The sequence below is a fragment of the Pseudomonas sp. C8002 genome (genome assembly GCF_013385765.1).
Taxonomy (GTDB): Bacteria; Pseudomonadota; Gammaproteobacteria; order Pseudomonadales; family Pseudomonadaceae; genus Aquipseudomonas.
Genome location: NZ_JACAPJ010000006.1, coordinates 108703 through 133538, shown reverse-complemented (window position 1 = coordinate 133538; position 24836 = coordinate 108703). Strand labels below are relative to the sequence as shown.

Sequence of the window (24836 nt, the reverse complement as noted above, 5' to 3'; positions counted from 1 at the left end):
TTCCGGGCCTTTACGCCGCGCAGTAGAGGCTTTTCGATGGTGATCAAGAAGACCGGTATCCGCGCCCAGCAAGCCGACCAGACCCGCGCGCGGATTCTCCAGGCGGCGGTCAAGGTCTTCACCCGCGACGGCTATTCCGGCGGGCGTGTGGAAAGCATTTCCCGCGAGGCCGACTCCAACGACCGCATGCTGTATTACTACTTCGGCAGCAAGGAGCACCTGTTTGTGTGTGTGCTGGAGCACACCTATGAACAGTTCAACAAGGCCGAAAGCAAGCTCAAGCTCGACCTGACTGCACCGGTGCAAGCGTTGCAGGCGCTGGTGGGGTTTATCTGGAATTACTACGTCAAGCATCCCGAGTTTGTGGCGATCCTGAGCATCGAGAACCTGCACCAGGGCAAGCATGCGAAGCAGTCGGGTGAACTGCGGCGGTTGTCCGGGGAGGCGGTTGGGGTGTTGCGGCCGATCATTGAGGCGGGCCAGGCCCAAGGGCTGTTTCGTGAAGATGTGGACATCAAGCATGTGTACTTGATGATTGCTTCGTTGTGCTACTTCTATAACTCCAACCAGCACACGCTGAGTTCGTTTTTGGGGGAGGATTTGGCGGATAAGACCCAGCAGCGGGATTGGCTGGGGTTTATCAGTGATCTGGTGTTGCGCGGGGTATGCGTGACACCGCCCATCCAACGGTAGAACCTGGATCTAAATGTGGGAGCGGGCTTGCTCGCGAATGCGGTGTATCAGTCAATATATTTGGCGACTGACGAACCGCTTTCGCGAGCAAGCCCGCTCCCACATTTTTTGACCGTGTGAATCAATGGGTACCGGGATTGGCTCGCAGGTGTGCCACGGTTTGCTCCAGGCCTTCCCACTGCGGTGCATGGGGTGCGAAGCGCCCGCGCAGGTAGGCGGCCAACTCCGCCACTTGGGTGTTCGACAAACTGTCCTTGAACGCCGGCATGTAACCCAGATCCCGGGTAGCCGGGGTGCTGATGCCCTGCAAAATCACCTTGATCAGGTTGTCCGGTTGATCGCTGTGCACATTGGTATTGGTCGCCAGTGACGGGCTGACGCCGAACAGCTTCGGGCCCTGTCCGTCGGCATGGCAGGCCTTGCATGAACCTTCGAATACCCGTCGCCCATTGGCATTGGGCACCGTCGCAGCTGCCACCACCTGCGCTTCGGCGGCGCCGCTGTCGTTCAGCGAAGCCAGGTACACCGCCATCGCGCGGATGTCGGTCTTGGGCAGTTTCGCCAGTTCAGTCACGACCGGTCCCATCGGCCCAGTTGCCACGCCATGGGCATCGGAATAACCAGTGCTCAGGTAGCTGAACAATTGGTCTTCGGTCCACGGCGTCGGCGCCTTGGACAAGCCATTCAAGGCCGGCGCTTCCCAACCGTCCACCCTGCCGCCCGCGAGGAACGCCTTGCCGCCCTTCTCCGCCCCCATCAGGTTGCGCGGCGAATGGCACGCCGCGCAGTGCCCCAAACCGTTGACCAGGTAAGCGCCACGATTCCATTGCTCGCTGCGCTGGGGCTGCACGCTGATTTCCCCACGGCGCAGGAACAGCGCATTCCAGCCGGCCATCAACGGCCGGATATTGAATGGAAAACTCATCGCGTTCGGCACCGGTGCCTGGCTCACCGGCGCCTGGGACATCAGGTAGGCATACAGCGCCTGCATGTCGGCATCGTTGATATTGCGAAACGCCGTATAGGGAAACGCCGGGTACAGGTTGCGCCCGTCGCGGCCAATGCCGTCGCGCATCGCCCGCTCGAACGCCGGGTAGGACCAGTTGCCAATCCCGGTTTTCTCATCCGGGGTGATGTTGCTGCTGTAAAGGGTGCCGAACGGCGTATGCATCGCCAGCCCGCCGGCATTGGTGGCACCGCCCGGTGCCGTGTGGCACACCGCGCAATCCCCCACGGCGGCCAGCAAGCGCCCGCGCTCCAGGATGGCCTTGGACCAGGTGCCTGCACTGGGCGGTGCAATCGGGGCAATTTCGCTGTGAAACGGCCACGCGGTAGCAGCCATGCCCAGCACCGCGCCAAAGGCGGCGAACAATGAGCCGAACAACCATTTGCGGCGCTTTTCCGGGGCCTTCGCCGGCTCGCCCAGTGTGCCTGCATTCAGCGCCGCCAATACCCGCTCGGGAGTAATCGGCAGCTCGCGAAAACGGATGCCGGTGGCGTCATAGATCGCATTGGCAATCGCCGCCGCGCTGGGCACCGAGGCCGACTCACCGGCGCCCATCGGGGGCTGGTCCTGGCGCGGCATCATCAGTACGTCGATCTGCGGCACTTCCGGGAAGGTCAGGATCGGATAACCGCCCCACTCCTTGCTCGCCACGGTCGACTCTTCAAAGGTCACGCGTTCCTTGAGCACACGGCTGGTGGACTGGATCACATTGCCGTGGATCTGATGCTGCACCCCTGCGGGGTTGATCATCATCCCCGAGTCATGCCCGATCACCACCCGCGTCACCGAGACATCGCCGGTCTGCTTGTCGATGGCCACGTCCGCGACCCAGGCCGCCCACGCCGCGCCGAAGCCGGGAAACTTGCTGTGGATGTAGCGCGCGTAGGCAAAGCCCCGACCACGCAGCAGGTGGTCCTCATTCGCGGTTTGCATCGGCGCGGTACGCGGTGCCCAGTTGGCGCGTTCGGCGGTGGATTTCACCAGGTCGATGGCGCGCTCGTCCTTCAGGTAACGCAGGCGGTACTCCACCGGGTCGACCCCGGCGGCAAACGCCAGTTCGTCGATATAGGATTCATGGGCGAAGGTGTTGGGCAACGCCGACACACCGCGCATCCACGAGGCGCGAACGATCGGCGCCATGTCGTTGATGGTGACGCGCATGTTCGCGATGTCGTAGGGCGGGATCGAGGTGCGGTCGCCCATCTCGAACATCGCCGCCACCGGCTCGACCCGGCCGGTCAACAGCAGCGCCAGGGTGGGCGCGCCGTTGGACGGGTAGCTGGTTTCAAAGTCATAGGCGGCGATGCTGCCGTCGGCGTTCAGGCCGCCGTCGACATCCATCAATTGCGCGGTGCCCTTGGGCTCCCACAGGTGCTCCTGTTCGCGGGTCAGTTGCACCCGCACCGGCTTGCCCACCGCACGCGACAGCAGCAAGGCGTCGGCGCATACATCATCGGCGCAGTTGCGGCCGTAGCAGCCGGCGGCCTCCATGCGAATCACGTCGATGGACGCTTCCGGGCATTCCAGCAACCAGGCCAGGTCGGCCCGCAGCAGGTGCGGGTTCTGGCTGCCCGACCAGACGCGGCTGCCACCGGGCTGATAATCCGCCACGCCACAGGACGGGCCGATGGAGCCGTGCATCTGGTATGGCCACAGGTAGGTGCGCGGCATGCGCTGGCTGGCGGCGGCCAGGGCTGCGTCGACGTTGCCCTGGTCGAGCACGGTGCGGCGTACCCGCGGGTTGTCGCGGATTGCCTGCTCCACATCGCTCATGTCCGGCAGTGGGTGGTTCCAGGGTTTCCAGTGCACCTGCAGTTCCTGGGCGGCCTTGATTGCCTGCTCTTCGCGCAAGGCCACCACGCCGACAAAATCACGGATCACCACCACCGCAACAATGCCCGGGATATGGGCGATGGAAGACTCGTCGACCTTCAGCAGGCTGTTGCCGACAAAGTCACCGCAATCCAGGCCCGCATACGGTGGGCGGATCACCCGACCGTGGAGCATGTCCGGCACGCGCATGTCGTGCACGTACGTCAGTTCGCCGGTGGCCTTGCCCGGGATATCCACCCGGGCTGCGCCCTTGCCCACCAGGCGGTAATCGGCGGTGGCCTTGAGCGGTGCATCGCCGCTGATGCGCAGTTGGTCATGCTCGCCCGTCACCAGTTCGCCATAAGTGATGGTGCGCCCGTCTTCGCCGCGGATAACGCCTGCGTCGACCTTGAGACTTTGAGCATTTACGGACCAGCGTTGCGCCGCCCGCGCCAGCAGGAAACGCCGGGCTTCGGCGGCGGCATTGCGCAGCGGAATCGCGGAGATCTGCAAGGTTGCGCTGGCAATGGTCGCGCCCTGGTTCGGCGCACGCTCGGTGTCGCCCAGCACCATGCGCACCTGGTCCATGGTCAGGTCCAGTTCTTCAGCGACGATCTGCGCCAGGGAGGTGCGAATGCCGGTGCCCAGGTCCACGTGCCCGTTGAAGGCGTACACCAGCCCATCATCGTTCACTGCGATAAACAGCCCCAGCTCCTTGGGCTTGACCGTCGGTGTGCCGCCTTTGGCCACCGGCCCCGAAGGTGGCAGCACATCGTCGACGATCAGCAGGACGCCGGCCTTGGCCAGCCATTGGTCGCGGGAAGGGATTGCGTCAGTCATGGTCATCGATCCACGTTCAAGGCGTTTGGCGGGCGGCACGCAGCACCGCGCGGAGGATTTCGATATGGGTGCCACAGCGGCAGAGGTTGCCAGACAGTTCGCTGCGCACCTCGGCTTCGCTGGGGTTGGGATTGCGGTCGAGCAAGGCCTTGGCGGTCATGATCATGCCGTTGAGGCAGTAGCCGCACTGGGCGGCCTGTTCATCGATGAAGGCCTGCTGCACCGGGTGCGGGGTCTGGCGGGTGCCGAGGCCTTCGAGGGTGACGATGTTGCGGCCCACGGCACCCGACAGGGGGAAGACGCAGGAGCGTGCAGCCACGCCGTCGATGATCACCGTGCAGGCGCCGCACTCCCCCAGGCCGCAGCCGTATTTGGGGCCGTTGAGTTGCAGGTCATTGCGCAGGATCAACAACAGCGGGGTGTCGGCCATTGCGCTGACCTCGCTGGTGTGGCCGTTGACCTCAAGCGTTACCGTGATGTTCTGGCTGGTCATTCGCTTCGCCCGTTGGATTTGGTGAAGTGTCCACTACATAAAACAGTCAAAAAAAAGCGTCGCGTACCTGGGGTCTCGCGACACACTTGACGGGTGAAGTGGTTACTACATCAACGTAGAGCAAAAACGGTGCCAGAAGATGGATGAATACCTGTGGCGAGGGAGCTTGCTCCCGCTGGGTTGCGAAGCGACCCTAGAAGATGGGCCTGCTGCGCAGTCCAGCGGGAGCAAGCTCCCTCACCACAGGGGATCGGGGTCAGGTTTGGGGGTCTTCGATCATTTTACGTAGCAGGAAGAGTACGGCGACGCGTTCGGCGGGGTTTAGGTTGCTCAGGGTCAGTTCGGTGATGGTGGCGGCGCAGGGCACGGTTTGCTGCACCAGGGCGGCGCCGGAGTCGGATAGGTTGACCACGACTTTGCGTTTGTCCTGCGGGTCGGGTTCGAGGGTGATCAGTTCGCGGGCCTTGAGGCGTTCGACGATGCCACGGATGGTCGCCTGGTCGACGGCGGTGGCCTTGACCAGTTCGGTGAGCGAACTTGCACCGTGATCGCGCAGGGCGCACAGGGTGACGAACTGCACGGCGGTGAGCTGCGAGTCGCCGACGTTCTGCTGGAAGATCGCCAGGTGACGCTGGTAGGCCTTGCGCAGCAGGTGGCCGACTTGTTCGGAGAAAACGTAGGAATCAGGCACGGCGGGCTCGGGAAGGCGGTGGTCGATGGGGTGGCATGATGGCGGGGTTGTGGAAATGACTCAAGGATCTCATTGCCGGAACGCGGTTGAAATGTGGGAGCGGGCTTGCTCGCGAATGCGGTGTGTCAGGTGGCGCATGTGTGACTGACGTACCGCATTCGCGAGCAAGCCCGCTCCCACATTGGATGTTTAGTGGGCCAGGGAGGCCTTGGGGGCTACGACGTCGCCGGCGATGACTACGGCCTCATCATCGAGGTAGACGTCGCAATTGCGCAGCGGGATGTCCATGTGGCACGGCGTCTTGCGGGTGCCGCCGACTTCGGTGTTCGGGCCGGTGGAGAACAGGAAGTTGCCGTAGAACGCGCGGGCGTCCATGCACATGCCGTCGTTCTTGTCGTGCAGGCCCATGGCCGTCCATTGCGCCCGTGGCTGCAGGCCCCAGCCGATGTGGGAGATGCCATATACCTCGGGGTCGTTGAAGTATTTCATGTAGTCGCGCAGGTATTCGGCCTCGAAACCACCGTGGATTCTGGTGATGAAGCCCTTCTCGATCTCCAGGGTGATTTTCTCCCGGGTGTAGGTCTTGAACGGCAGCAGGATGTCGCCGATATCCAGCACCAGCACGCCCTCTGCAGTTTCCTCATTGGGCCAGGAGAACAGGAAGCCGCTCGGCCAGTGGTCCCAGCGTCCCGGTTCGTCGGCAAAGCCGTATTCGGTGACGGACGGGTATTGCCCCAGCGCCGCCCGGAAATCACTGCCGGCGCGGGATTTGACGTGGATCGAGCGGGCTTTTTTCAGCAGTTCTTCAGCGGCCAGCACGCGCACTTTGTCCTCTTCGGTCGGCAGCATGCGCGCCAGCACTTCCGGGGGTTCCACCGCCAGCAGGATGCGCGTGCCGGTCTTTAGGATCTGTTCCTGCTCCGGCGAGTGCAACAGCATCATGGTGTCGACGATCAGGTCTGCCGCTTCCAGCGCCCGCTGCGCCGCGATATTACCGGTCAGGGCGGTGTCGCCACAGTAGGCGGTCATGTCATTGCCCATCGCCCGGGGATGGTTGAACGACGGCAACTCCACCGCATACACCTTGGCCCCCAGGCGCTGCGCCGCGTCCATCGCGGCGCGCACGGTGCGCGGGTCGGAGTAATGGCTCTTGAGCACGGCGACGCTCTGGGTCGGGTCGACCTTCGAGAGCTTCAACACGTGCTCAAACATCTGGGTCAGTTCGCAATCACTTACCGGCATTTCCTGTCTCCTCAGCTGCTGCACCAAGATCTTGCAGGGCGCTTCACTCTAGTGCGTTTTTATAGCGTATACGCCAATTAATCACGATAAGAACTGATTTCAGCATGGACTGCAAGCACCACGCCAAAACGTTACGAACCCACACAAACCCCGTGATATATGGAGATAACAGGTTACAGGGGATCGATATGGCCAAAAAAACAATTTTTCAGGCGTGGGCTTTTCATTTGAAAAAATGAGCGTATACACTTTAAAAACCTTGCGGACAGACGCCGCCGGCCATTATTCGAAAAAGAGGACCACGCCCCATGGGAAGCACACAAAAAATCGCAATCGTCGGCGCCGGCCTTGGCGGTGCCGCCGCTGCCACCCTGCTGCAACAGGCAGGGTTCGACGTGGACATCTACGAGCAGGCGCCGGAGTTTTCCCGCCTGGGTGCCGGGATCCACATGGGCCCCAACATCATGAAAATCTTCCGCCGCATGGGCATCGAAAAACAGCTGGACCTGATGGGTTCGCACCCCGAGCACTGGTTCAGCCGCGATGGTGAAACCGGCGACTACCTGTCACGCATTCCCCTGACTGGCTACGGCGCGTCCTACATCACCGTGCACCGCGGCGATCTGCACGCGCTGCAGATGTCCACCCTCAAGCCCGGCACCCTGCACTTCAACAAGCGCCTGGAAACCCTTGAAGAAACCGATACCCAGGTGCGCCTGACTTTCGCCGACGGCGAGGTAACCTACGCCGACATCGTGATCGGTGCCGACGGCATCAACTCGCGCATTCGTGAAGAGCTGCTGGGTGCCGAAAAACCGCTGTACAGCGGCTGGGTCGCGCACCGTGCGCTGATCCGTGGCGACCAGTTGGCCAAGTACGACCTGAAGTTCGAAGACTGCATCAAGTGGTGGACCGAGGACCGGCACATGATGGTCTACTACACCACCGGCAAGCGCGACGAGTACTACTACGTCACCGGCGTGCCGCACCCGGAATGGGACTTCCAGGGCGCCTTCGTCGACAGCAGCCGGGAGGAGATGTTCGACGCCTTCAAGGGCTACCACCCGACCGTCCAGGCCCTGATCGAATCCACCGAAAGCGTGACCAAATGGCCGTTGCGCAACCGCAACCCGCTGCCGTTGTGGAGCCGTGGTCGCCTGGTATTGCTGGGCGATGCCTGCCACCCGATGAAACCCCATATGGCTCAGGGCGCCGGCATGGCCATCGAAGACGCCGCGATGCTGACGCGCTGCCTGCAGGAAACAGGGATCGGCGACTACCGCACCGCGTTCGAGCTGTATGAAGCCAACCGCAAGGAACGCGCGTCCCGGGTGCAGGCCGTGTCCAACGCCAACACCTGGCTGCGCACCCAGGAAGATCCGGACTGGGTCTACGGCTACGACCTCTACGCCCAGCAATTGAAATCGGGGGTGGCGGCGTGAGCAGCTTTCTCTATGGCGGCAACGTCCAGGCCAATGGTATCCGCCAGCATTACCTGCGTTACGGCGGCAAGGGCCCGGCACTGATCCTGATTCCCGGCATCACCAGCCCGGCGATTACCTGGGGTTTTGTCGCCGAACGCCTGGGTTTGCACTTCGACACCTACGTGCTGGACGTGCGCGGTCGCGGCCTGTCGTCCACCGGCCCGGAGCTGGACTACAGCGCCGACACCTGCGCCGATGACATTGGCGCGTTTGCCGACGCCCTGAAGCTCGACAGCTATCACCTGGTCGGCCACTCCATGGGCGCGCGGTTTGCCGTACGCAGTGCGGTGCGCCATCCACAAGGTGTCAACCGCATGGTGTTGATCGACCCGCCGATGTCCGGCCCGGGTCGCCGCGAATACCCAAGTAAACTGCCGTGGTACGTCGATTCGATTCGTCAATCCCAGGTCGGCATGGATGCAGAGGCGATGCGCGCCTTCTGCGCCACCTGGACCGACGAACAACTGCAACTGCGCGCCGAATGGCTGCACACCTGCTACGAGCCGGCGATCGTGCGTGCGTTCAATGACTTCCATACCGTCGACTTTCATCAGGACCTGCCGCACCTGGGGGCTCCTGCCCTGCTGATTGTTGCCGGACGCGGCGGTGTAATTCAGGCCGAAGATGTCGCGGAAGTCCGACAGTTACAGCCGACCCTACAGGTCGCCCATGTGCCAAATGCAGGACACATGATCCCCTGGGACGACCTTGAAGGCTTTTTCGCTGCCTTCGGCGACTTCCTCGGCCAGCCCCTGATTGCATAACGGAGACCATCATGCTCAAGCCTTATCGCATCGGCCAGATTGTGCCGAGCTCCAACACCACCATGGAAACCGAGATCCCGGCGATGCTTAACGCGCGCCAGGCGATCCGCCCGGAACGTTTCACCTTTCACTCCAGCCGCATGCGCATGAAGCAAGTGCGCAAGGAAGAACTGGCGGCCATGGACGGTGAGTCCGACCGTTGCGCCATCGAACTGTCCGACGCCAAGGTCGACGTGCTGGGCTACGCCTGCCTGGTAGCGATCATGGCCATGGGGCTGGGTTACCACCGCAAGTCCGAGCAACGCCTGCGCAAGGCCACCGCCGACAACGACGCCAACGCCCCGGTGATCACCAGCGCCGGCGCCCTGATCGAAGGCTTGAAAGTCATGGGCGCCAAACGCATCGCCATTGTTGCGCCGTACATGAAACCGCTGACCGAACTGGTGGTGAACTACATCCGCGAAGAAGGCTTTGAAGTGGTGGACTGGCGCGCCCTGGAAATCCCCGACAACCTTGCAGTGGCCCGCCACGACCCGGCCAACCTGCCGGCGATTGTTGCCGGGATGAACCTGGAAGGTGTCGACGTAATCGTGCTGTCGGCCTGCGTACAAATGCAGTCGCTGCCCGTGGTCGCGAAGGTCGAAACCCAGACCGGCCTGCCGGTACTCACCGCCGCCATCGCCACCACCTACGCCATGCTCAAGGCCCTGGACCTGGAACCCATCGTCCCCGGCGCCGGCGCCCTCCTGTCGGGAGCCTACTAAAAACGCTTTTGTGGCGAGGGAGCTTGCTCCCGCTGGGGTGCGAAGCGCCCCCAAAAAAACAGGCCTGCTACGCAGCCCAACGGGAGCAAGCTCCCTCGCCACAGGGTATGTGCACTGTCCATTACCGAGGACTGAAAGATGAGCGAACAATCCGCCGACGCCAACTACCAGGGCGTCTGGGGTAACCGAATCGGCTTCGGCAAAAAATCCGCCCTGCTGATGATCGACTTCATGCAAGGCTATACCACCGAAGGCGCGCCACTGTTTGCCCCCGAAGTGCGCATCGCCGTGGCCGAAAGCGTCGAGCTGCTGGCCTGCGCCAGGCGTCACGGGATCAGCGTGGTGCACACCAATATCCGTTACCATCCGGGCCATTTCGCCGACGGCGGTATCTGGGTAAAAAAGGCCCCGGTGATGAAAGACATGGTCGAGGGTAACCCCCTCGCCGCCTTCTGCACCGAAGTGCTGCCCCTGGCCAATGAAGTGGTCATCACCAAACAATACGCCAGCGCGTTTTTCGGCAGCAGCCTGGCCCCGATGCTGCACGCCCAGGGCATCGACACCGTGGTGCTCGCCGGCTGTTCCACCAGCGGCTGCATCCGGGCCACCGCAGTGGATGCGGTGCAACACGGGTTTCGTACCATCGTCGTGCGCGAATGCGTCGGCGACCGCCACCCGGCGCCCCATGAAGCCAACTTGTTCGATATCGACAGCAAGTACGGCGACGTGGTGAGCAAGCAGGAGGCGATGAGCAAGTTCAAGGAGCAATAACGCGTCAACAGGAACCACGACAAAGAGCGTGGTCCGGAAAAAACTGAGCGCCCACGCTGGAATGCAGTCGAATGTGGGAGCAAGCCCGCTCCCACACTTGATCACCTCCAACAGGGCCACCTCAGTCTTCTGTCACTGCCTTTGGAAGTCGCTTTCACAGCACTCCGAAGTGCTGAAAAAGCGGCCGTATAAAAACCATAAGTCACCGCCAGGAGACACCCCAATGCCCATTGCGAATGCAGCGCCCGCGACTACGGTCGCCGATCCGGTCCACACGCTCTACCACAAGATCACCTGGAAGCTGATTCCGTTCCTGTGTTTCTGCTACCTCGCGGCCTACCTGGACCGCATCAATATCGGCTTCGCCAAACTGCAGATGCTCGACCAGCTGCACTTCAGCGAAACCGCGTTCGGCCTCGGTGCCGGGCTGTTCTTTGTCGGCTATATCATCTTCGAAGTCCCCAGCAACCTGATCCTGGAAAAGGTCGGGGCGAAGATCTGGATCGCCCGCATCATGATCACCTGGGGCCTGCTGTCGGCCTGCACCATGCTGGTCACCTCCACCACCCAGTTCTACATCCTGCGGTTCCTGCTGGGTGCGGCCGAAGCCGGGTTTCTGCCGGGCGTGCTGTATTACCTGACCACCTGGTTTCCCACCCATCGCCGGGGGCGGATCATCGCCCTGTTCATGATCGGCCTGCCGCTGTCCAGCGTGATCGGCGGCCCGTTGTCGGGCTGGATCATGGGCCACTTCGACAACATGGCCGGCCTGCGCGGCTGGCAGTGGCTGTTCCTGATCGAAGCGGTGCCCAGCGTGCTGCTCGGTGTGTGGACCTTCTGGGCGCTGCCCAATACCTATCAGCAAGCCAAGTGGCTGTCGCCCGAAGAAAAAACCCTGCTGGAAAGCGAACTGCGCAAGGACGACGCCGACGGTGCCGGCAGCAAACACAGCTTCCGCGACGGCTTCTTCAACCTCAAGGTGTGGATGCTCGGCGGTATCGATTTCTCGATCCTGCTCAGTGCCTATGCCATGGGGTTCTGGATGCCCACATTCATCCGCAACGCCGGGATTACCGACACTTTCCACATCGGCATCCTCACGGCCCTGCCCAGCGTGGCGGCCCTCTTGGGCATGCTGCTGATCGGCGCCAGCTCCGACAAACACCGCGAACGCCGCTGGCACATCATCGTGCCGTTCTTCATCGGCGCGGCGGCGATGGCTACCAGCACGTTCTTCACCCATAACGTGGTCGCCACCGTGGCGCTGTTTGCGATTGCCTCGGCGGCGATCATCGGTGCGGTGCCGGTGTTTTTCAGCCTGCCGGCGACCTTCCTGAAAGGCACCGCAGCGGCCACCGGCTTTGCCCTGGCCTGCTCGCTGGCGAACATCGCGGGCCTGGTGAGCAACTCGTTGATGGGCGTGGCGATTGACGTCACCGGCAGCAGCGCGGGGGCCTTGTGGTTTTTTGCCGGCTGCCTGATTCTCAGCAGCTTCCTGGTGATCGCCTTGCCGGCGAAGCTGGTAAACCGCTAACAACAACAATTTTTCGGGTGAGTCTCCATGCAAGGTTTCATCAAGCGCTGTGCCCTGCTTGTCGCCGTGGGCCTGTGTGCCGGTACGGCGCAGGCCGCAGAAAAGGTCATCTTCGACACCGACTTCAACGTGCTCAACGATGACGGCCAGGCCTTTATCATGCTCGCCCAGCTGCACGGGCAAAAACGCATCGACCTGCTGGGCATGACCCTGGTCAGCGGCAACGCCTGGGTCGACCAGGAACAGGTCGACGCCCTCAAGGCGGTGGAACGCATGGGTGTGGAGAAGGAAGTCGGCGTGTATTCCGGCGCCGCCTACCCGCTGCTGCATGACTACGCCACCTATGAGGCGGAAAAAGCCCTGTTCGGTTCCGGCTGGCCGGGTGCGTTCAAGAACCCGCGGCCAACCAGTGCCTCACAACTGGTCGCGCCACCGGACGGCCTGGCGACCCACACCAGGCTGCGCAAGGAAACCGCCGCCCAGTTCATCGTCGACAGCGTACGGGCCAACCCCCACGAGGTAACGATCCTGGCGGTCGGCCCGCTGACCAACATTGCCCTGGCGATTCGCTCGGCCCCGGACATCGTGCCGCTGATCAAGCGCATCGTGTACATGGGCGGCGCGCTGGAGATTCCGGGCAACACCACGCCGGCGGCGGAGTTCAACTGGTGGTTCGACCCGGAGGCGGCGAAGATCGTGTTGCGCTCGCCCATCGAACACGTGATTTTTCCCAACGATGTCTGTGAGAAAGTCACCTTCGACAAGTCGGTGTATGAGCGGGTGATCGCACACAAAGGCCCGATTGCCGACCTGTACAAGCACGAGTTCGGGCCACTGTTCGCCAAGGACCCGGCTTACCACAGCTTCACCTGGGACAGCCTGCCGGCACTGTTTCTCGTGAACCCCGGGATCGTCACCGAATCCCGCGAGCTGTGGGTGGACGTGGATGCCACCTTCGGCGCCGACTATGGCCGGGCACTGGGCTACAAGAAAGGCGCGCCGGTCGGCACGCAAAAGGCCAAGGTGGTCTTCGCGGTGGACCAGAAGCAGTTCTGGGACGGTTATGTAGGGTTGGTGACACTGCCGACGCCGGTCAACATCTTCCGCTGAGTGCGCCGGAACTTGAGGGGCTGTGGTTTAATTGCGCGCCGTTGCCCAGCCCTTCAAGGAATCCGTTGTCGATGAATCAGCCCGCCACCAAAGTCCTGGTCATTGGCTACGTCTGGCCAGAGCCTCGCTCCTCGGCGGCCAGCGGGCACATGATGCAGATTCTGGAGAGTTTCCTGGCCCAAGGCTGGGACATCACCTTCAGCAGCCCGGCGGTCACCGGCGAACACAAGGCCGACCTGCCCGCCCTGGGCATTCGCGAATGTGCGATCGAGTTGAATAACAGCAGTTTCGACGCGTTTATCCAGCAATTGGCTCCGGATATCGTGCTGTTCGACCGTTTCATGATGGAAGAACAGTTCGGCTGGCGCGTGGAAAAATCCTGCCCGAATGCTCTTCGGGTGCTGGAAGCATCCGACCTGCAAAGCCTGCGGGACGCCCGCCACCAGCGCCTCAAGGATTTCCTGAAGGCGCACCCCGAAGCTGATGACTTCGACGCGCTGTTCAGCCGGGACCTGGCCGCCGAATTCGATGACATGGCCGATACCGACCTGGCCAAGCGCGAGATCGCCGCGATCTACCGCTGCGACATCAGCCTGATGATCTCCGACGTGGAAATCCAGTTGCTGACCGAACACTTCAAGGTGCCCGCTGCCCTGCTCCACTGGTGCCCGCTGATGCTGGCGCCGCCCACCGAAGCCTTTGCCCCCTTTGAGGACCGTGCCCACTTCCTGAGCATCGGCAATTTCCGCCATGCGCCGAACTGGGATGCGGTGTTGTGGATGAAGAACAGTGTGTGGCCGCTGATCCGCCAGCAACTGCCCGGCGCTCAACTCCACGTGTACGGCGCCTATACGCCACCCAAGGCCACCGCGCTGCACAACCCGGCCCAGGGCTTCCACGTGATGAATTGGGCCGAGGATGCATTGCAGGTCATGAGCGCTGCGCGTATCTGCCTGGCGCCACTGCGCTTTGGTGCCGGGATCAAGGGCAAGCTGGCCGACGCGATGCTCTGCGGCACACCCAGCGTTACCACACCGATTGGCGCCGAAGCCATGGGCGAACCGTGGCCCGGCGTGGTCGAACACAGCGCCAGTGCACTGGCGGCTGCGGCGGTTGCGTTGTATCAAGACCCGCCACGCTGGACCCAGGCCCAGGAAGATGGCCGGCAGTTACTGGCCCGCCGTTACGCCCACGACCTCCACGGCCCGGCCCTGGTGGAGCGCCTGGAGCAGTGCCGCCGCCAGTTGGCCGAGCACCGTCGGAACAATTTCACCGGCAGCATGCTGCGCCACCACCTGCACAAAAGTACCCAGTACATGGCGCAGTGGATCGAGGCGAAAAACCGTACGCTGTAGACACAGACGCTGGCGAGGTGGCGCGCAAGGGGGCATTATCCTTTTCGCAACCACAATAAAGCGACTGCAGCATGACCCGAGCAGCGAGAATCACCGATCCTTCCTACGAGCTGATGGACGATCACAACGGTCTGTCCATCATCTATCGCCAACACGGCTTCCCGTGCCCGTTGGTGCGCTGGCATTTCCACAAGGAATACGAGCTGCACCTGATCGTTGCCAGCTCCGGCAAGGTGTTTATCGGCGACTACATCGGCAACTTCTACCCGGAAAGCCTGTTCCTCACCGGCCCCAACCTGCCCCACAACTGGATCAGCCAGGTGGCCGAGGACGAAGTGGTGCCCAAGCGCGACATGCTGGTGAACTTCACCGACGAGCTGTTCGACGGCGGCAGCCATGTCTTTGCCGAGCTCAAGACCCTGGCGCCACTGCTGGAACGGGCGCAATACGGCATCGAATTTCGCTGCAAGAAAACCATCGCCCAGGCCATGACCCTGATGCAGCGCATCGAGGACGCCCAAGGCATGGCGCGCCTGGGGCACTTCTTCATCCTGATGGAAGTGCTGAGTGCCTGCGAGGACTACCAACTGCTCTCCGGCGTGACCACGCCGCAACTGGCGGATGAACACAGCATCGACCGCACCAACCGCGCGGTGGACTACATTTTTGCCCACTACGCGCGGGAGCTGTCCCTGGAAGAGGTGGCCGAATACCTCGGCATGAAACCCACCTATTTCTCCCGCGTGTTCAAACAAGCCACCGGCCGCACCTTCATCGAATTCGTCAACCGCCTGCGTATCAGCAAGTCCTGCGAGCTGCTGGCCGATGGCGACAAAGCCGTGACCGATGTGTGCTTCGAGTCAGGCTTCAACAACATCTCCAATTTCAACCGCCGCTTCCAGCAGCTCAAGGGCATGACCCCCTCGCACTACCGGCGCCTGGCGGTGCAGCGCTTGACCGAGCAGAACCTGGCCTGAAAACGCGCGTTCCTGTGGGAACCCGCTTGTGTGGGAGCGGGCTTGCTCGCGAATGCAGTGTGTCAGGCAGCGCAAATGTCGGCTGATTCACCGCCTTCGCGAGCAAGCCCGCTCCCACATTTGCATCGCGCTCACGCAGGAAGCCGATCGCTCCCAGCGAATCGTTTCAGCAATTTTCCGCTGCAGTGCAAAAAAGTATCAGTAAAAGTGCTCCCAAGGATTTGTCAGCACGTCAATTGAAGGCTGTAATCAACGCACACTCTTCCAGCTGTCGTGGAAGACACAACAACAATAACTGTCCTTCTGCAGCCCCTGGGCGCAGAAATGGAGTGCGCGATGAAGTTCACAGCCAAAGCTCTGCTTGCCTGCACCTGCATGACCCTCAGCGCCGTCAGTCTTGGCGCGCAAACCCTGACCATTGCCACCGTCAACAACAGCGACATGATCCGCATGCAAAAGCTCTCGAAAACCTTCGAGACCGAGCATCCGGAGATCAAGCTGAACTGGGTGGTACTCGAAGAAAACGTCTTGCGCCAACGCCTCACCACCGACATCGCCACCCAGGGCGGACAGTTCGACGTGTTGACCATCGGCATGTACGAAGCTGCACTCTGGGGCGCCAAAGGCTGGCTGGAACCGATGAAGGACCTGCCTGCTTCCTACGACCTGGACGACGTTTTCCCTTCCGTGCGTGACGGTCTTTCCGTCAAGGGCTCGCTGTACGCCCTGCCGTTCTACGCCGAAAGCTCCATCACCTACTACCGCACCGACCTGTTCAAGGACGCCGGGCTGACCATGCCCGAGCACCCGACCTGGACCCAGATCGGCGAATTCGCCGCCAAACTCACCAACAAGGACAAGGAACAGTACGGCCTGTGCCTGCGCGGCAAAGCCGGTTGGGGCGAGAACATGGCGCTGATCACCACCCTGGCCAACGGCTACGGTGCACGCTGGTTCGATGAGAAGTGGCAGCCGGAATTCAACGGGCCTGAGTGGAAAGACGCACTGAACTTCTACGTCGACAACATGAAGAAATCCGGCCCGCCGGGCGCTTCCAGCAACGGTTTCAACGAAAACCTGGCGCTGTTCAACAGCGGCAAGTGTGCGATCTGGGTCGACGCCAGCGTCGCCGGCTCGTTCGTGACCGACAAGACCCAAAGCAAAGTGGCTGACCACGTCGGCTTCACCTTTGCCCCGCACGAGAAGACCGACAAAGGTACTTCGTGGCTGTACTCCTGGTCCCTGGGGATTCCAACCAGTTCCAAAGCCAAGGACGCTGCCAAGGTGTTCACCACCTGGGCCACTTCCAAGGAATACAGCCAGTTGGTCGCCAAGACCGACGGGATTGCCAACGTACCGCCAGGTACCCGCAAATCGACCTACAGCGACGAATACATGAAGGCCGCGCCGTTTGCCAAGGTGACGCTGGAATCGCTGAAAGTCGCCGACCCGAAAGACCCGTCGGCCAAGCCGGTGCCGTATGTGGGCATCCAGCTGGTGACCATTCCTGAATTCCAGGCGATTGGTACCCAGGTCGGCAAGTTCTTCTCCAGCGCACTGACCGGTGGCTCCACTGCCGAAAAAGCCCTGGCGGATGCACAGACCTTCACCGAACGCGAAATGAAGCGGGCCGGTTATCCCAAGTAAAGCGGTCTCACCACACTGAATGTGGGAACCCGCTTTATGTAGGAGCCGGGCTTGCCCGCGATGCAGACAACTCGGTCTGTCAGTTTCACCGAGGCGCTCTCATCGCAGGCAAGCCAGCTCCCACATTTGACCGCACTCCGACCCGCATTCCGCATGTACCTGACTGGTCCTGATCACCATGAATACCACCACTGCCCAAGTGCAAACCGCTACGCCGGACAAGCCGCGTAAAAGCCGCCTGATCAACCCCGGCTGGTTCCTCGTCAGCCCCTCGGTGGCCTTGTTGCTGCTGTGGATGATCGTGCCGCTGGGCATGACCCTGTACTTCTCGCTGATTCGCTACAACCTGCTCTACCCCGGCGAAAACCAATTCGTGGGGCTGGAGAACTTCACCTACTTCATCACCGACTCGGGCTTCCTGCCCGGCGCCACCAACACCCTGTTGCTGGTGGGCAGCGTCTTGCTGATCAGCGTGGTGTTTGGCGTATTGATCAGCGCGCTGCTGGAAGCCAGCGAGTTCTTCGGTCGCGGCCTGGTGCGGGTGTTGCTGATTTCACCGTTCTTCATCATGCCCACCGTCGGTGCGCTGATCTGGAAGAACCTGATTTTCCATCCGGTGTCGGGGATCCTCGCCTACGTGTGGAAGCTGTTCGGCGCCCAGCCGGTGGACTGGCTGGCCCATTACCCGTTGCTGTCGATCATTATCATCGTGTCCTGGCAGTGGCTGCCCTTCGCGATCCTGCTGCTGATGACCGCCATGCAGTCCCTCGACCAGGAACAGAAGGAAGCCGCCCGCCTCGACGGTGCCGGCGCCATCGCGATCTTCTGGCACCTGACCCTGCCGCACCTGGCACGTCCGATTGCCGTGGTGGTGATGATCGAAACGATCTTCCTGCTCTCGGTGTTCGCCGAAATCTTCACCACCACCAACGGTGGCCCCGGCTACGCCTCGACCAACCTCGCCTACCTGATCTACAACCAGGCGCTGGTGCAGTTCGACGTGGGCATGGCCTCGGCCGGCGGCTTGATTGCCGTGGTCATCGCCAATATCGCGGCGATCATCCTGGTGCGGATGATCGGCAAAAACCTGACTGACAAGCCTTGAGGGCCGCGCCATGACGCTTCAACAATCCCGCCGCCTGCAAAGCGTGCTGCTCGGCACCCTGGCCTGGGCCATCGCGATCCTGATTTTCTTCCCGATCTTCTGGATGGTGCTGACCAGCTTCAAGACCGAAATCGACGCGTTCGCCACGCCGCCGCAGTTCATCTTCACGCCGACGCTGGAGAACTACCTGCACATCAACGAGCGCAGCAACTACTTCAGCTACGCCTGGAACTCGGTACTGATTTCCTTCAGCGCCACCGCCCTGTGCCTGCTGATCTCGGTACCGGCCGCCTACTCCATGGCGTTCTACGAGACCAAGCGCACCAAGGGCACGCTGCTGTGGATGCTCTCCACCAAGATGCTGCCGCCGGTGGGCGTACTGATGCCGATCTACCTGCTGGCCAAGAGCTTCGGCCTGCTGGATACGCGCATTGCGCTGATCATCATCTACACCCTGATCAACCTGCCGATCGTGGTCTGGATGGTTTACACCTACTTTAAGGACATCCCCAAGGACATCCTCGAAGCCGCCCGCCTGGACGGCGCCACCCTGTGGCAGGAAATGGTCCGGGTGCTGCTGCCGATCGCCAAGGGCGGCCTGGCCTCCACGGTGCTGCTGTCGCTGATCCTGTGCTGGAACGAGGCGTTCTGGTCGCTGAACCTGACCTCGTCCAACGCCGCGCCGCTCACTGCATTGATCGCCTCCTACTCCAGCCCCGAAGGCTTGTTCTGGGCCAAATTGTCTGCCGTGTCGACCCTGGCCTGTGCGCCGATCCTGATCTTTGGCTGGATCAGCCAGAAACAGCTGGTCCGCGGTCTGTCCTTCGGCGCCGTGAAGTAACGGCTCCTTCAAAAATATTTAGAAGCGGAGGCCCATCATGGCCAACCTGAAAATCAAGAATCTGCAAAAAGGCTTCGAAGGCTTCTCCATCATCAAGGGCATCGACCTTGAGGTGAACGACAAGGAATTCGTGGTGTTCGTCGGCCCGTCGGGCTGCGGTAAATCCACCCTGCTGCGCCTGATTGCCGGCCTGGAAGAAGTCACCGAAGGCACCATCGAGCTGGATGGCCGCGACATCACCGAGGTCACCCCGGCCAAGCGCGACCTGGCGATGGTGTTCCAGACCTACGCCCTGTACCCGCACATGAGCGTGCGCAAGAACATGTCGTTTGCCCTGGACCTGGCCGGCGTCGACAAGAAGATTGTCGAGAGCAAGGTCAACGAAGCAGCACGTATCCTGGAGCTGGGCCCTTTGCTTGAGCGCAAGCCAAAGCAGTTGTCCGGCGGCCAGCGCCAGCGTGTCGCCATTGGCCGTGCGATTGTGCGTAACCCGAAGATCTTCCTGTTCGACGAACCCCTGTCCAACCTCGATGCCGCCCTGCGGGTGCAGATGCGCCTGGAGCTGTCGCGCCTGCATAAAGAGCTGCAAGCCACGATGATCTACGTGACCCACGACCAGGTCGAAGCCATGACCCTGGCCGACAAGGTTGTCGTACTCAACAGCGGCCGCGTGGAACAGGTGGGCTCGCCGCTGGAGCTGTATCACCAGCCGGCCAATCTGTTTGTGGCAGGCTTTTTGGGCACGCCGAAAATGGGTTTCCTCAAGGGCAAGGTCACTCGCGTTGACCCACAGAGCTGCGAAGTCGAACTGGACGCCGGCGGCCGCATCAGCCTGCCCCTGAGCAGCGCGAGCTTGAGCGTCGGCAGCGCCGTGACCCTGGGCATTCGCCCGGAGCACCTGGAAATCGCCGCGCCGGGGCAAGCCACCCTGACCGTCACCGCCGACGTCGGCGAGCGCCTCGGCAGCGACACCTTCTGCCACGTGATTACCGCCAGCAAGGAGCCGTTGACCCTGCGGATCCGTGGCGACATGGCCAGCCAGTATGGCGAGACCCTGCAGCTGTACCTGGACCCGACCCAATGCCATCTGTTCGACGCTGAGGGTGTTGCCGTGGCCCGCCCACTGCGCGCCGCCGCCTGATTTCGCGAGAATTTCCCGATGAAACTGAACAAGCAAAACCTCACGCAACTGGCGCCCGAAGTGCAACTGCCGGCCTATGCGATTGCCAATACCAGCCAGGGCATCGCGCACATCGGCGTTGGCGGGTTTCACCGCGCCCACCAGGCGTATTACACCGATGCCTTGATGAATACCGGCGTGGGCCTGGACTGGAGCATTTGCGGCGTGGGCCTGCGGGCTGAAGACCGCAAGGCCCGGGACGACCTGGCCGGCCAGGACTACCTGTTCACCCTGTATGAACTGGGCGACACCGACGACACCGAAGTGCGCGTGATCGGCTCCATCAGCGACATGCTGCTGGCCGAAGACGGTGCCCAGGCGTTGATCGACAAGCTGGCCAGCCCGCAGATTCGCATCGTCTCGCTGACCATCACCGAAGGCGGCTACTGCATCGACGACAGCAACGGCGAGTTCATGGCCCACCTGCCGCAGATCCAGCATGACCTGGCCAACCCGGGCTCGCCGAAAACCGTGTTCGGGTTTATCTGCGCGGCGTTGACCCAGCGCCGGGCCGCCGGGGTGCCGGCATTTACCGTGATGTCCTGCGATAACCTGCCCCACAACGGCGCTGTGACTCGCAAGGCGTTGCTGGCCTTCGCCGCGCTGCATGACGCTGGCCTGCACGAGTGGATCAAGGCCAACGTGAGCTTTCCGAATGCGATGGTCGACCGCATCACGCCAATGACCAGCACCGCGCACCGCCTGCAACTGCATGACGATCACGGCATCGACGACGCCTGGCCGGTGGTCTGCGAGCCGTTTGTGCAATGGGTGCTGGAAGACAAGTTCGTCAACGGCCGCCCCGCGTGGGAGACGGTGGGCGTGCAGTTCACCGACGACGTGACACCGTATGAAGAGATGAAGATCGGCCTGCTCAACGGCAGCCACCTGGCATTGACGTACCTGGGCTTCCTGAAGGGCTATCGCTTCGTCCACGAGACCATGAACGACCCGTTGTTCGTGGCCTACATGCGCGCCTACATGGACCTGGACGTCACGCCCAACCTGGCGCCGGTTCCGGGTATCGACCTGACCGAATACAAGCAGACCCTGGTGGACCGCTTTTCCAACCAGGCGATTGCCGACCAGCTGGAGCGCGTGTGTTCCGATGGTTCGTCGAAGTTTCCCAAGTTCACCGTACCGACCATCAACCGCCTGATTGCCGATGGTCGCGAGACCGAGCGTGCTGCGCTGGTGGTGGCGGCCTGGGCGTTGTACTTGAAAGGCGTGGATGAGAATGGGGTGATCTACCGGATTCCAGACCCTCGCGCCGAGTTTTGCCAGGGGCTGGTGACGGAAGATGCGTTGATCAGCAAGCGGCTGCTGGGGGTGGAAGAGATTTTTGGTACGGCTATTCCCAACTCGCCCGAGTTTGTGGCAGCGTTTGAGCGGTGTTTCGAGAGCCTGCAGGATGTGGGTGTGAGCAAAACGCTGGAGCGGCTGCTCGCCAATCTCAACTGACGGAACCGAATCAAAGTGTGGGAGCGGGCTTGCTCGCGAAAGCGGTGGATCAGTCAGTATTTGCATTAACTGACACACCCTATTCGCGAGCAAGCCCGCTCCCACATTGACCGAGTTCTCCATAACAATAGGCTGAGCGACCTACCATGACCCAGCAAAACCTCTACCTCGGCATCGACTGCGGCACCCAGGGCACCAAGGCCATCGTGCTGGACGCCAGCAGCGGCAAAGTCCTGGGCCTGGGCGCCGCCAGCCACACGCTGATCAGCGGTGCCAACGGCCGCCGCGAACAGCACACCCAGGAGTGGCTGGACGCGTTTACCGAAGCCACTCACCGCGCCTTGCAACAGGCCGGGGTTGACGGCCAGGACATCCTCGCCATCGGCGTTTCCGGCCAGCAACACGGCCTGGTATTGCTGGATGACCAAGGCCAGGTGCTGCGCCCGGCCAAACTGTGGTGCGACACCGAAACCGCGCCGGAAAATGATCGCCTGCTGCAACACCTGGGCGGTGAAAGCGGCTCCCTGGAACGCCTCGGCGTGGCCATCGCGCCGGGCTACACCGTGTCCAAGCTGCTGTGGACCCGCGAACAGCACCCGGAGGTGTTCGCACGGATCGCGCATATCCTGCTGCCCCACGACTACCTCAACTACTGGCTCACCGGCCGCGCCTGCGCCGAATACGGCGATGCCTCCGGCACCGGCTATTTCAACGTGCGCACCCGTGAATGGGACCTGGCACTGTTGCGCCACATCGATCCCGACGGGCGCCTGGAAGCTGCGCTGCCCGAATTGATCGAGGCCAACCAGCCAGTGGGCGCCATCCTGCCAGCCATCGCCGAGCGCCTGGGCATCAACCCGAACGCCCGGGTGTCCAGCGGCGGCGGCGACAACATGATGGGCGCCATCGGCACCGGCAATATCGCCCCCGGCGTGATCACCATGAGCCTGGGCTCATCCGGTACCGTGTACGCCTTTGCCGATCAGGCCAATGTCAGCCCGCAGGCGTCGGTGGCGACTTTCTGTTCATCCAGCGGCGGCTGGCTGCCGTTGATCTGCACCATGAACCTGACCAACGCCACTGGGGTCATCCGCGAGCTGTTCGACCTGGACCTGGCGGCGTTCAACGCGTTGGTGGCCGAGGCACCGATCGGAGCCGACGGCGTGAGCATGCTGCCGTTCCTCAACGGCGAGCGGGTGCCCGCCCTGCCCCACGCCACCGGCAGCCTGCACGGCCTGACCATGACCAACCTGACTCGCGCCAACCTGTGCCGCGCCGTGGTCGAAGGCACCACCTTCGGCCTGCGCTACGGCCTCGACCTGTTGCGCCAGACCGGCCTGCAAAGCCAGAGTATCCGCCTGATCGGCGGCGGCTCGAAAAGCCCGGTGTGGCGGCAGATGGTCGCGGATATCATGAACACCGAAGTGATCTGCACCGAACAAAGCGAAGCCGCGGCCCTGGGCGCGGCGATCCAGGCGGCGTGGTGCCAGTCCGGTGAAAGCCTGGCGCAGCTGTGCCAGCGTTGCGTCAGCGTCGACGCGGCCAGCCGCACGCTGCCCCACGCCGACAGCGTCAGCGCCTACCAGCAGGCTTATGAGCGTTATCAACAGCACGTGGCATCCCTTTAAGAGCGAACGAATATGTATTTGGTATGTGGCGAAGCGCTGTTTGATTTTTTCAGCGAGGACGATGCCAGCGGCAAGGCATCCAGGGTCAATTACAAGGCGATTGCCGGCGGCTCGCCGTTCAACGTCGCGGTAGGTTTGCGTCGACTGGGAATCGACGCGGGCTTTTTCGCCGGGATCTCCGACGACTATCTGGGCCGGCGCCTGTTGCAGGTGCTCAAGGACGAAGGCGTGGGCGAGGATTACCTCGTGGAATTCTCAGCGCCCACCACCCTGGCAATGGTCGCAGTGGGTGCCAATGGCTCACCGCAATACAGCTTTCGCGGTGAAGGTTGCGCCGACCGCCAGTTGCAACTTGAGCATCTACCGGCGTTGGGCGACGAAGTGCGTGGCGTACACATCGGCTCGTTCTCACTGGTGGTGCAGCCGATTGCCGACACGTTGCTGGCCCTGGTACGCCGGGAAAGCGGCAAGCGCCTGATCAGCCTCGACCCCAACGTACGCCTGAACCCGGAGCCGAACATCGAGCTGTGGCGCGCCCGTGTGGCCGAGCTGGTCAAGCATGCCGACCTGATCAAGGTCAGTGACGAAGACCTGCACCTGCTCTACCCCGGCCAGGCTCCGGAAAGCATTCTGCAAGGCTGGTTGCAACACCGTTGCCAACTGGTGTTCCTGACCCGTGGCGGCGACGGCGCGACGGTGTTCAGCCGCCAGCACGGCAGTTGGTCGGCGCCGGCGGCCAAGGTCGTCATGGCGGACACGGTAGGGGCTGGCGATACGTTCCAAGCCGCGTTGATTGCCTGGCTGACCGAGCAGCGACTGGACTCGGTGGAGGGCCTGCAACAGCTGACCCGGGAGCAGATCAGCAGCATGCTCACCTTCGCCATCCGCGCTGCCGCACTCACCTGCAGCAAGACCGGGCCGGACCTGCCCTACCGCCAGCAATTGAACTAGCCCAGCCTGCCCCCGCGCGCTGCGGGGGCAACTCATTTACTCCTTTCTCCTTTCCTCCACAACCTGTCAACTTTGACAGTTGTCAGTCGTGGTTTTCGGGTCAAGACTCCGGTTACGCCTCAATCTCAAGGAAGTGGCGCCAACATCATTGTGTTGCCGGGAGATTTTATGAAAAACATCAAGATTGGCTTGTTCGTAGGGATAGTGTTGGCCACGTCGGTTGCTCGCGCAACGCCACTGGATACCACGACAGACCTGGAGTCTATTGCATGGGAACATGTGTCCTTTGTGTCTATAGCACCCTATGCCCCATTGAAAACTTTGAGCCCAGAAAAGAGCGCCACTCAACCCGGATTCCCTACGGGTTTCTGTAACGGCACCTCGGCAAATGGGATCAGTTGCCGCACGGGAGCGGGAAAAGCTGTCGGACATACACGCATAGGGGTCAATTTGCACTATTGAAGTGGCCAGCATGAGCCGGATACTT

At 62.1% G+C, this 24836-nt stretch carries 20 protein-coding genes; 16 read left to right on the top strand and 4 right to left on the bottom strand.

Translation table 11 applies throughout. The features are described 5' to 3' along the window. Positions 1-36 precede the first annotated feature (36 nt). Positions 37-693 carry a TetR/AcrR family transcriptional regulator gene (locus tag HX814_RS11050; protein ID WP_003215344.1) on the top strand — a complete coding sequence of 219 codons (657 nt, stop codon included), beginning with the start codon at positions 37-39 and terminating at the stop codon, positions 691-693. 121 nt (positions 694-814) lie between these two features. On the opposite strand, the gene HX814_RS11045 is transcribed toward HX814_RS11050, so the two are convergent. The 4 genes from HX814_RS11045 to HX814_RS11030 all read right to left on the bottom strand — a co-directional run bounded on the left by HX814_RS11045 (position 815) and on the right by HX814_RS11030 (position 6777). Next, a complete protein-coding gene (locus HX814_RS11045) occupies positions 815-4351 on the bottom strand; it encodes a molybdopterin cofactor-binding domain-containing protein (protein ID WP_177009415.1) in 3537 nt (1178 codons plus the stop codon). 16 nt (positions 4352-4367) lie between these two features. After that, a complete protein-coding gene (locus tag HX814_RS11040) occupies positions 4368-4844 on the bottom strand; it encodes a (2Fe-2S)-binding protein (RefSeq protein ID WP_008436149.1) in 477 nt (158 codons plus the stop codon). 256 nt (positions 4845-5100) lie between these two features. Beyond that, entirely contained in the window at positions 5101-5535 is a 435-nt protein-coding gene (locus HX814_RS11035) for a MarR family winged helix-turn-helix transcriptional regulator (RefSeq protein WP_003215338.1), read from the bottom strand. Positions 5536-5724: 189 nt separating this feature from the next. Continuing rightward, a complete protein-coding gene (locus tag HX814_RS11030) occupies positions 5725-6777 on the bottom strand; it encodes a 2,5-dihydroxypyridine 5,6-dioxygenase (protein ID WP_003215335.1) in 1053 nt (350 codons plus the stop codon). 308 nt (positions 6778-7085) lie between these two features. On the opposite strand from HX814_RS11030, the gene HX814_RS11025 reads away from it, so the two are divergent. The 15 genes from HX814_RS11025 (at position 7086) to HX814_RS10955 (ending at position 24349) form a co-directional block, all read left to right on the top strand. Beyond that, positions 7086-8219: an FAD-dependent monooxygenase gene (locus HX814_RS11025; RefSeq protein ID WP_003215332.1), complete on the top strand. Its 1134-nt coding sequence runs from the start codon at positions 7086-7088 to the stop codon at positions 8217-8219. Then, complete coding sequence (locus HX814_RS11020) at positions 8216-9025, top strand: alpha/beta fold hydrolase (RefSeq protein ID WP_177009416.1); 810 nt, start codon at positions 8216-8218, stop codon at positions 9023-9025. Before HX814_RS11025 ends, HX814_RS11020 begins: the two co-directional genes overlap by 4 nt. Before the next feature lie 11 nt (positions 9026-9036). Continuing rightward, on the top strand, positions 9037-9789 hold the full coding sequence (locus tag HX814_RS11015; RefSeq protein ID WP_177009417.1) for an Asp/Glu racemase: 753 nt from the start codon (positions 9037-9039) through the stop codon (positions 9787-9789). Between the two features lie 138 nt (positions 9790-9927). Next, positions 9928-10560 (top strand): N-carbamoylsarcosine amidohydrolase, encoded by a 633-nt coding sequence (locus HX814_RS11010; RefSeq protein WP_003215327.1) that lies wholly within the window; start codon positions 9928-9930, stop codon positions 10558-10560. 223 nt (positions 10561-10783) lie between these two features. After that, positions 10784-12094: an MFS transporter gene (locus tag HX814_RS11005; RefSeq protein ID WP_010169608.1), complete on the top strand. Its 1311-nt coding sequence runs from the start codon at positions 10784-10786 to the stop codon at positions 12092-12094. Positions 12095-12121: 27 nt separating this feature from the next. Continuing rightward, positions 12122-13204 carry a nucleoside hydrolase gene (locus HX814_RS11000; RefSeq protein WP_008436139.1) on the top strand — a complete coding sequence of 361 codons (1083 nt, stop codon included), beginning with the start codon at positions 12122-12124 and terminating at the stop codon, positions 13202-13204. Positions 13205-13275: 71 nt separating this feature from the next. Continuing rightward, the gene (locus HX814_RS10995) at positions 13276-14559 is read left to right on the top strand and encodes a glycosyltransferase (RefSeq protein ID WP_177009418.1); all 1284 of its coding nucleotides are present in this window, start codon (positions 13276-13278) and stop codon (positions 14557-14559) included. A gap of 71 nt (positions 14560-14630) precedes the next feature. Continuing rightward, positions 14631-15536: an AraC family transcriptional regulator gene (locus HX814_RS10990; protein ID WP_003215319.1), complete on the top strand. Its 906-nt coding sequence runs from the start codon at positions 14631-14633 to the stop codon at positions 15534-15536. Positions 15537-15872: 336 nt separating this feature from the next. Further along, entirely contained in the window at positions 15873-17183 is a 1311-nt protein-coding gene (locus HX814_RS10985; RefSeq protein WP_003215317.1) for a sugar ABC transporter substrate-binding protein, read from the top strand. A 178-nt stretch (positions 17184-17361) separates the two neighbouring features. Further along, positions 17362-18288, top strand: a complete 927-nt coding sequence (locus HX814_RS10980; RefSeq protein WP_003215314.1) for a carbohydrate ABC transporter permease — start codon at positions 17362-17364, stop codon at positions 18286-18288. 10 nt (positions 18289-18298) lie between these two features. Next, positions 18299-19129: a carbohydrate ABC transporter permease gene (locus tag HX814_RS10975; RefSeq protein WP_003215312.1), complete on the top strand. Its 831-nt coding sequence runs from the start codon at positions 18299-18301 to the stop codon at positions 19127-19129. A 37-nt stretch (positions 19130-19166) separates the two neighbouring features. Next, positions 19167-20270 carry an ABC transporter ATP-binding protein gene (locus tag HX814_RS10970; RefSeq protein WP_102606106.1) on the top strand — a complete coding sequence of 368 codons (1104 nt, stop codon included), beginning with the start codon at positions 19167-19169 and terminating at the stop codon, positions 20268-20270. 18 nt (positions 20271-20288) lie between these two features. Next, the gene (locus HX814_RS10965; protein WP_177009419.1) at positions 20289-21770 is read left to right on the top strand and encodes a mannitol dehydrogenase family protein; all 1482 of its coding nucleotides are present in this window, start codon (positions 20289-20291) and stop codon (positions 21768-21770) included. A 146-nt stretch (positions 21771-21916) separates the two neighbouring features. Continuing rightward, positions 21917-23398: a xylulokinase gene (xylB, locus tag HX814_RS10960; protein ID WP_177009420.1), complete on the top strand. Its 1482-nt coding sequence runs from the start codon at positions 21917-21919 to the stop codon at positions 23396-23398. Between the two features lie 12 nt (positions 23399-23410). Continuing rightward, positions 23411-24349, top strand: coding sequence for a carbohydrate kinase (locus HX814_RS10955; RefSeq protein ID WP_177009421.1), 939 nt, complete (start codon positions 23411-23413; stop codon positions 24347-24349). Positions 24350-24836: the final 487 nt, after the last annotated feature.

Excerpts from the sequence above, each read along its gene's own strand:
- HX814_RS11050 (WP_003215344.1), top strand. The coding sequence starts at position 37 with ATGGTGATCAAGAAGACCGGTATCCGCGCCCAGCAAGCCGACCAGACC.
- HX814_RS11045 (WP_177009415.1), bottom strand. The coding sequence starts at position 4,351 with ATGACTGACGCAATCCCTTCCCGCGACCAATGGCTGGCCAAGGCCGGC.
- HX814_RS11040 (WP_008436149.1), bottom strand. The coding sequence starts at position 4,844 with ATGACCAGCCAGAACATCACGGTAACGCTTGAGGTCAACGGCCACACC.
- HX814_RS11030 (WP_003215335.1), bottom strand. The coding sequence starts at position 6,777 with ATGCCGGTAAGTGATTGCGAACTGACCCAGATGTTTGAGCACGTGTTG.
- HX814_RS11025 (WP_003215332.1), top strand. The coding sequence starts at position 7,086 with ATGGGAAGCACACAAAAAATCGCAATCGTCGGCGCCGGCCTTGGCGGT.
- HX814_RS11015 (WP_177009417.1), top strand. The coding sequence starts at position 9,037 with ATGCTCAAGCCTTATCGCATCGGCCAGATTGTGCCGAGCTCCAACACC.
- HX814_RS11010 (WP_003215327.1), top strand. The coding sequence starts at position 9,928 with ATGAGCGAACAATCCGCCGACGCCAACTACCAGGGCGTCTGGGGTAAC.
- HX814_RS11005 (WP_010169608.1), top strand. The coding sequence starts at position 10,784 with ATGCCCATTGCGAATGCAGCGCCCGCGACTACGGTCGCCGATCCGGTC.
- HX814_RS11000 (WP_008436139.1), top strand. The coding sequence starts at position 12,122 with ATGCAAGGTTTCATCAAGCGCTGTGCCCTGCTTGTCGCCGTGGGCCTG.
- HX814_RS10995 (WP_177009418.1), top strand. The coding sequence starts at position 13,276 with ATGAATCAGCCCGCCACCAAAGTCCTGGTCATTGGCTACGTCTGGCCA.
- HX814_RS10990 (WP_003215319.1), top strand. The coding sequence starts at position 14,631 with ATGACCCGAGCAGCGAGAATCACCGATCCTTCCTACGAGCTGATGGAC.
- HX814_RS10985 (WP_003215317.1), top strand. The coding sequence starts at position 15,873 with ATGAAGTTCACAGCCAAAGCTCTGCTTGCCTGCACCTGCATGACCCTC.
- HX814_RS10980 (WP_003215314.1), top strand. The coding sequence starts at position 17,362 with ATGAATACCACCACTGCCCAAGTGCAAACCGCTACGCCGGACAAGCCG.
- HX814_RS10975 (WP_003215312.1), top strand. The coding sequence starts at position 18,299 with ATGACGCTTCAACAATCCCGCCGCCTGCAAAGCGTGCTGCTCGGCACC.
- HX814_RS10970 (WP_102606106.1), top strand. The coding sequence starts at position 19,167 with ATGGCCAACCTGAAAATCAAGAATCTGCAAAAAGGCTTCGAAGGCTTC.
- HX814_RS10965 (WP_177009419.1), top strand. The coding sequence starts at position 20,289 with ATGAAACTGAACAAGCAAAACCTCACGCAACTGGCGCCCGAAGTGCAA.
- xylB (WP_177009420.1), top strand. The coding sequence starts at position 21,917 with ATGACCCAGCAAAACCTCTACCTCGGCATCGACTGCGGCACCCAGGGC.
- HX814_RS10955 (WP_177009421.1), top strand. The coding sequence starts at position 23,411 with ATGTATTTGGTATGTGGCGAAGCGCTGTTTGATTTTTTCAGCGAGGAC.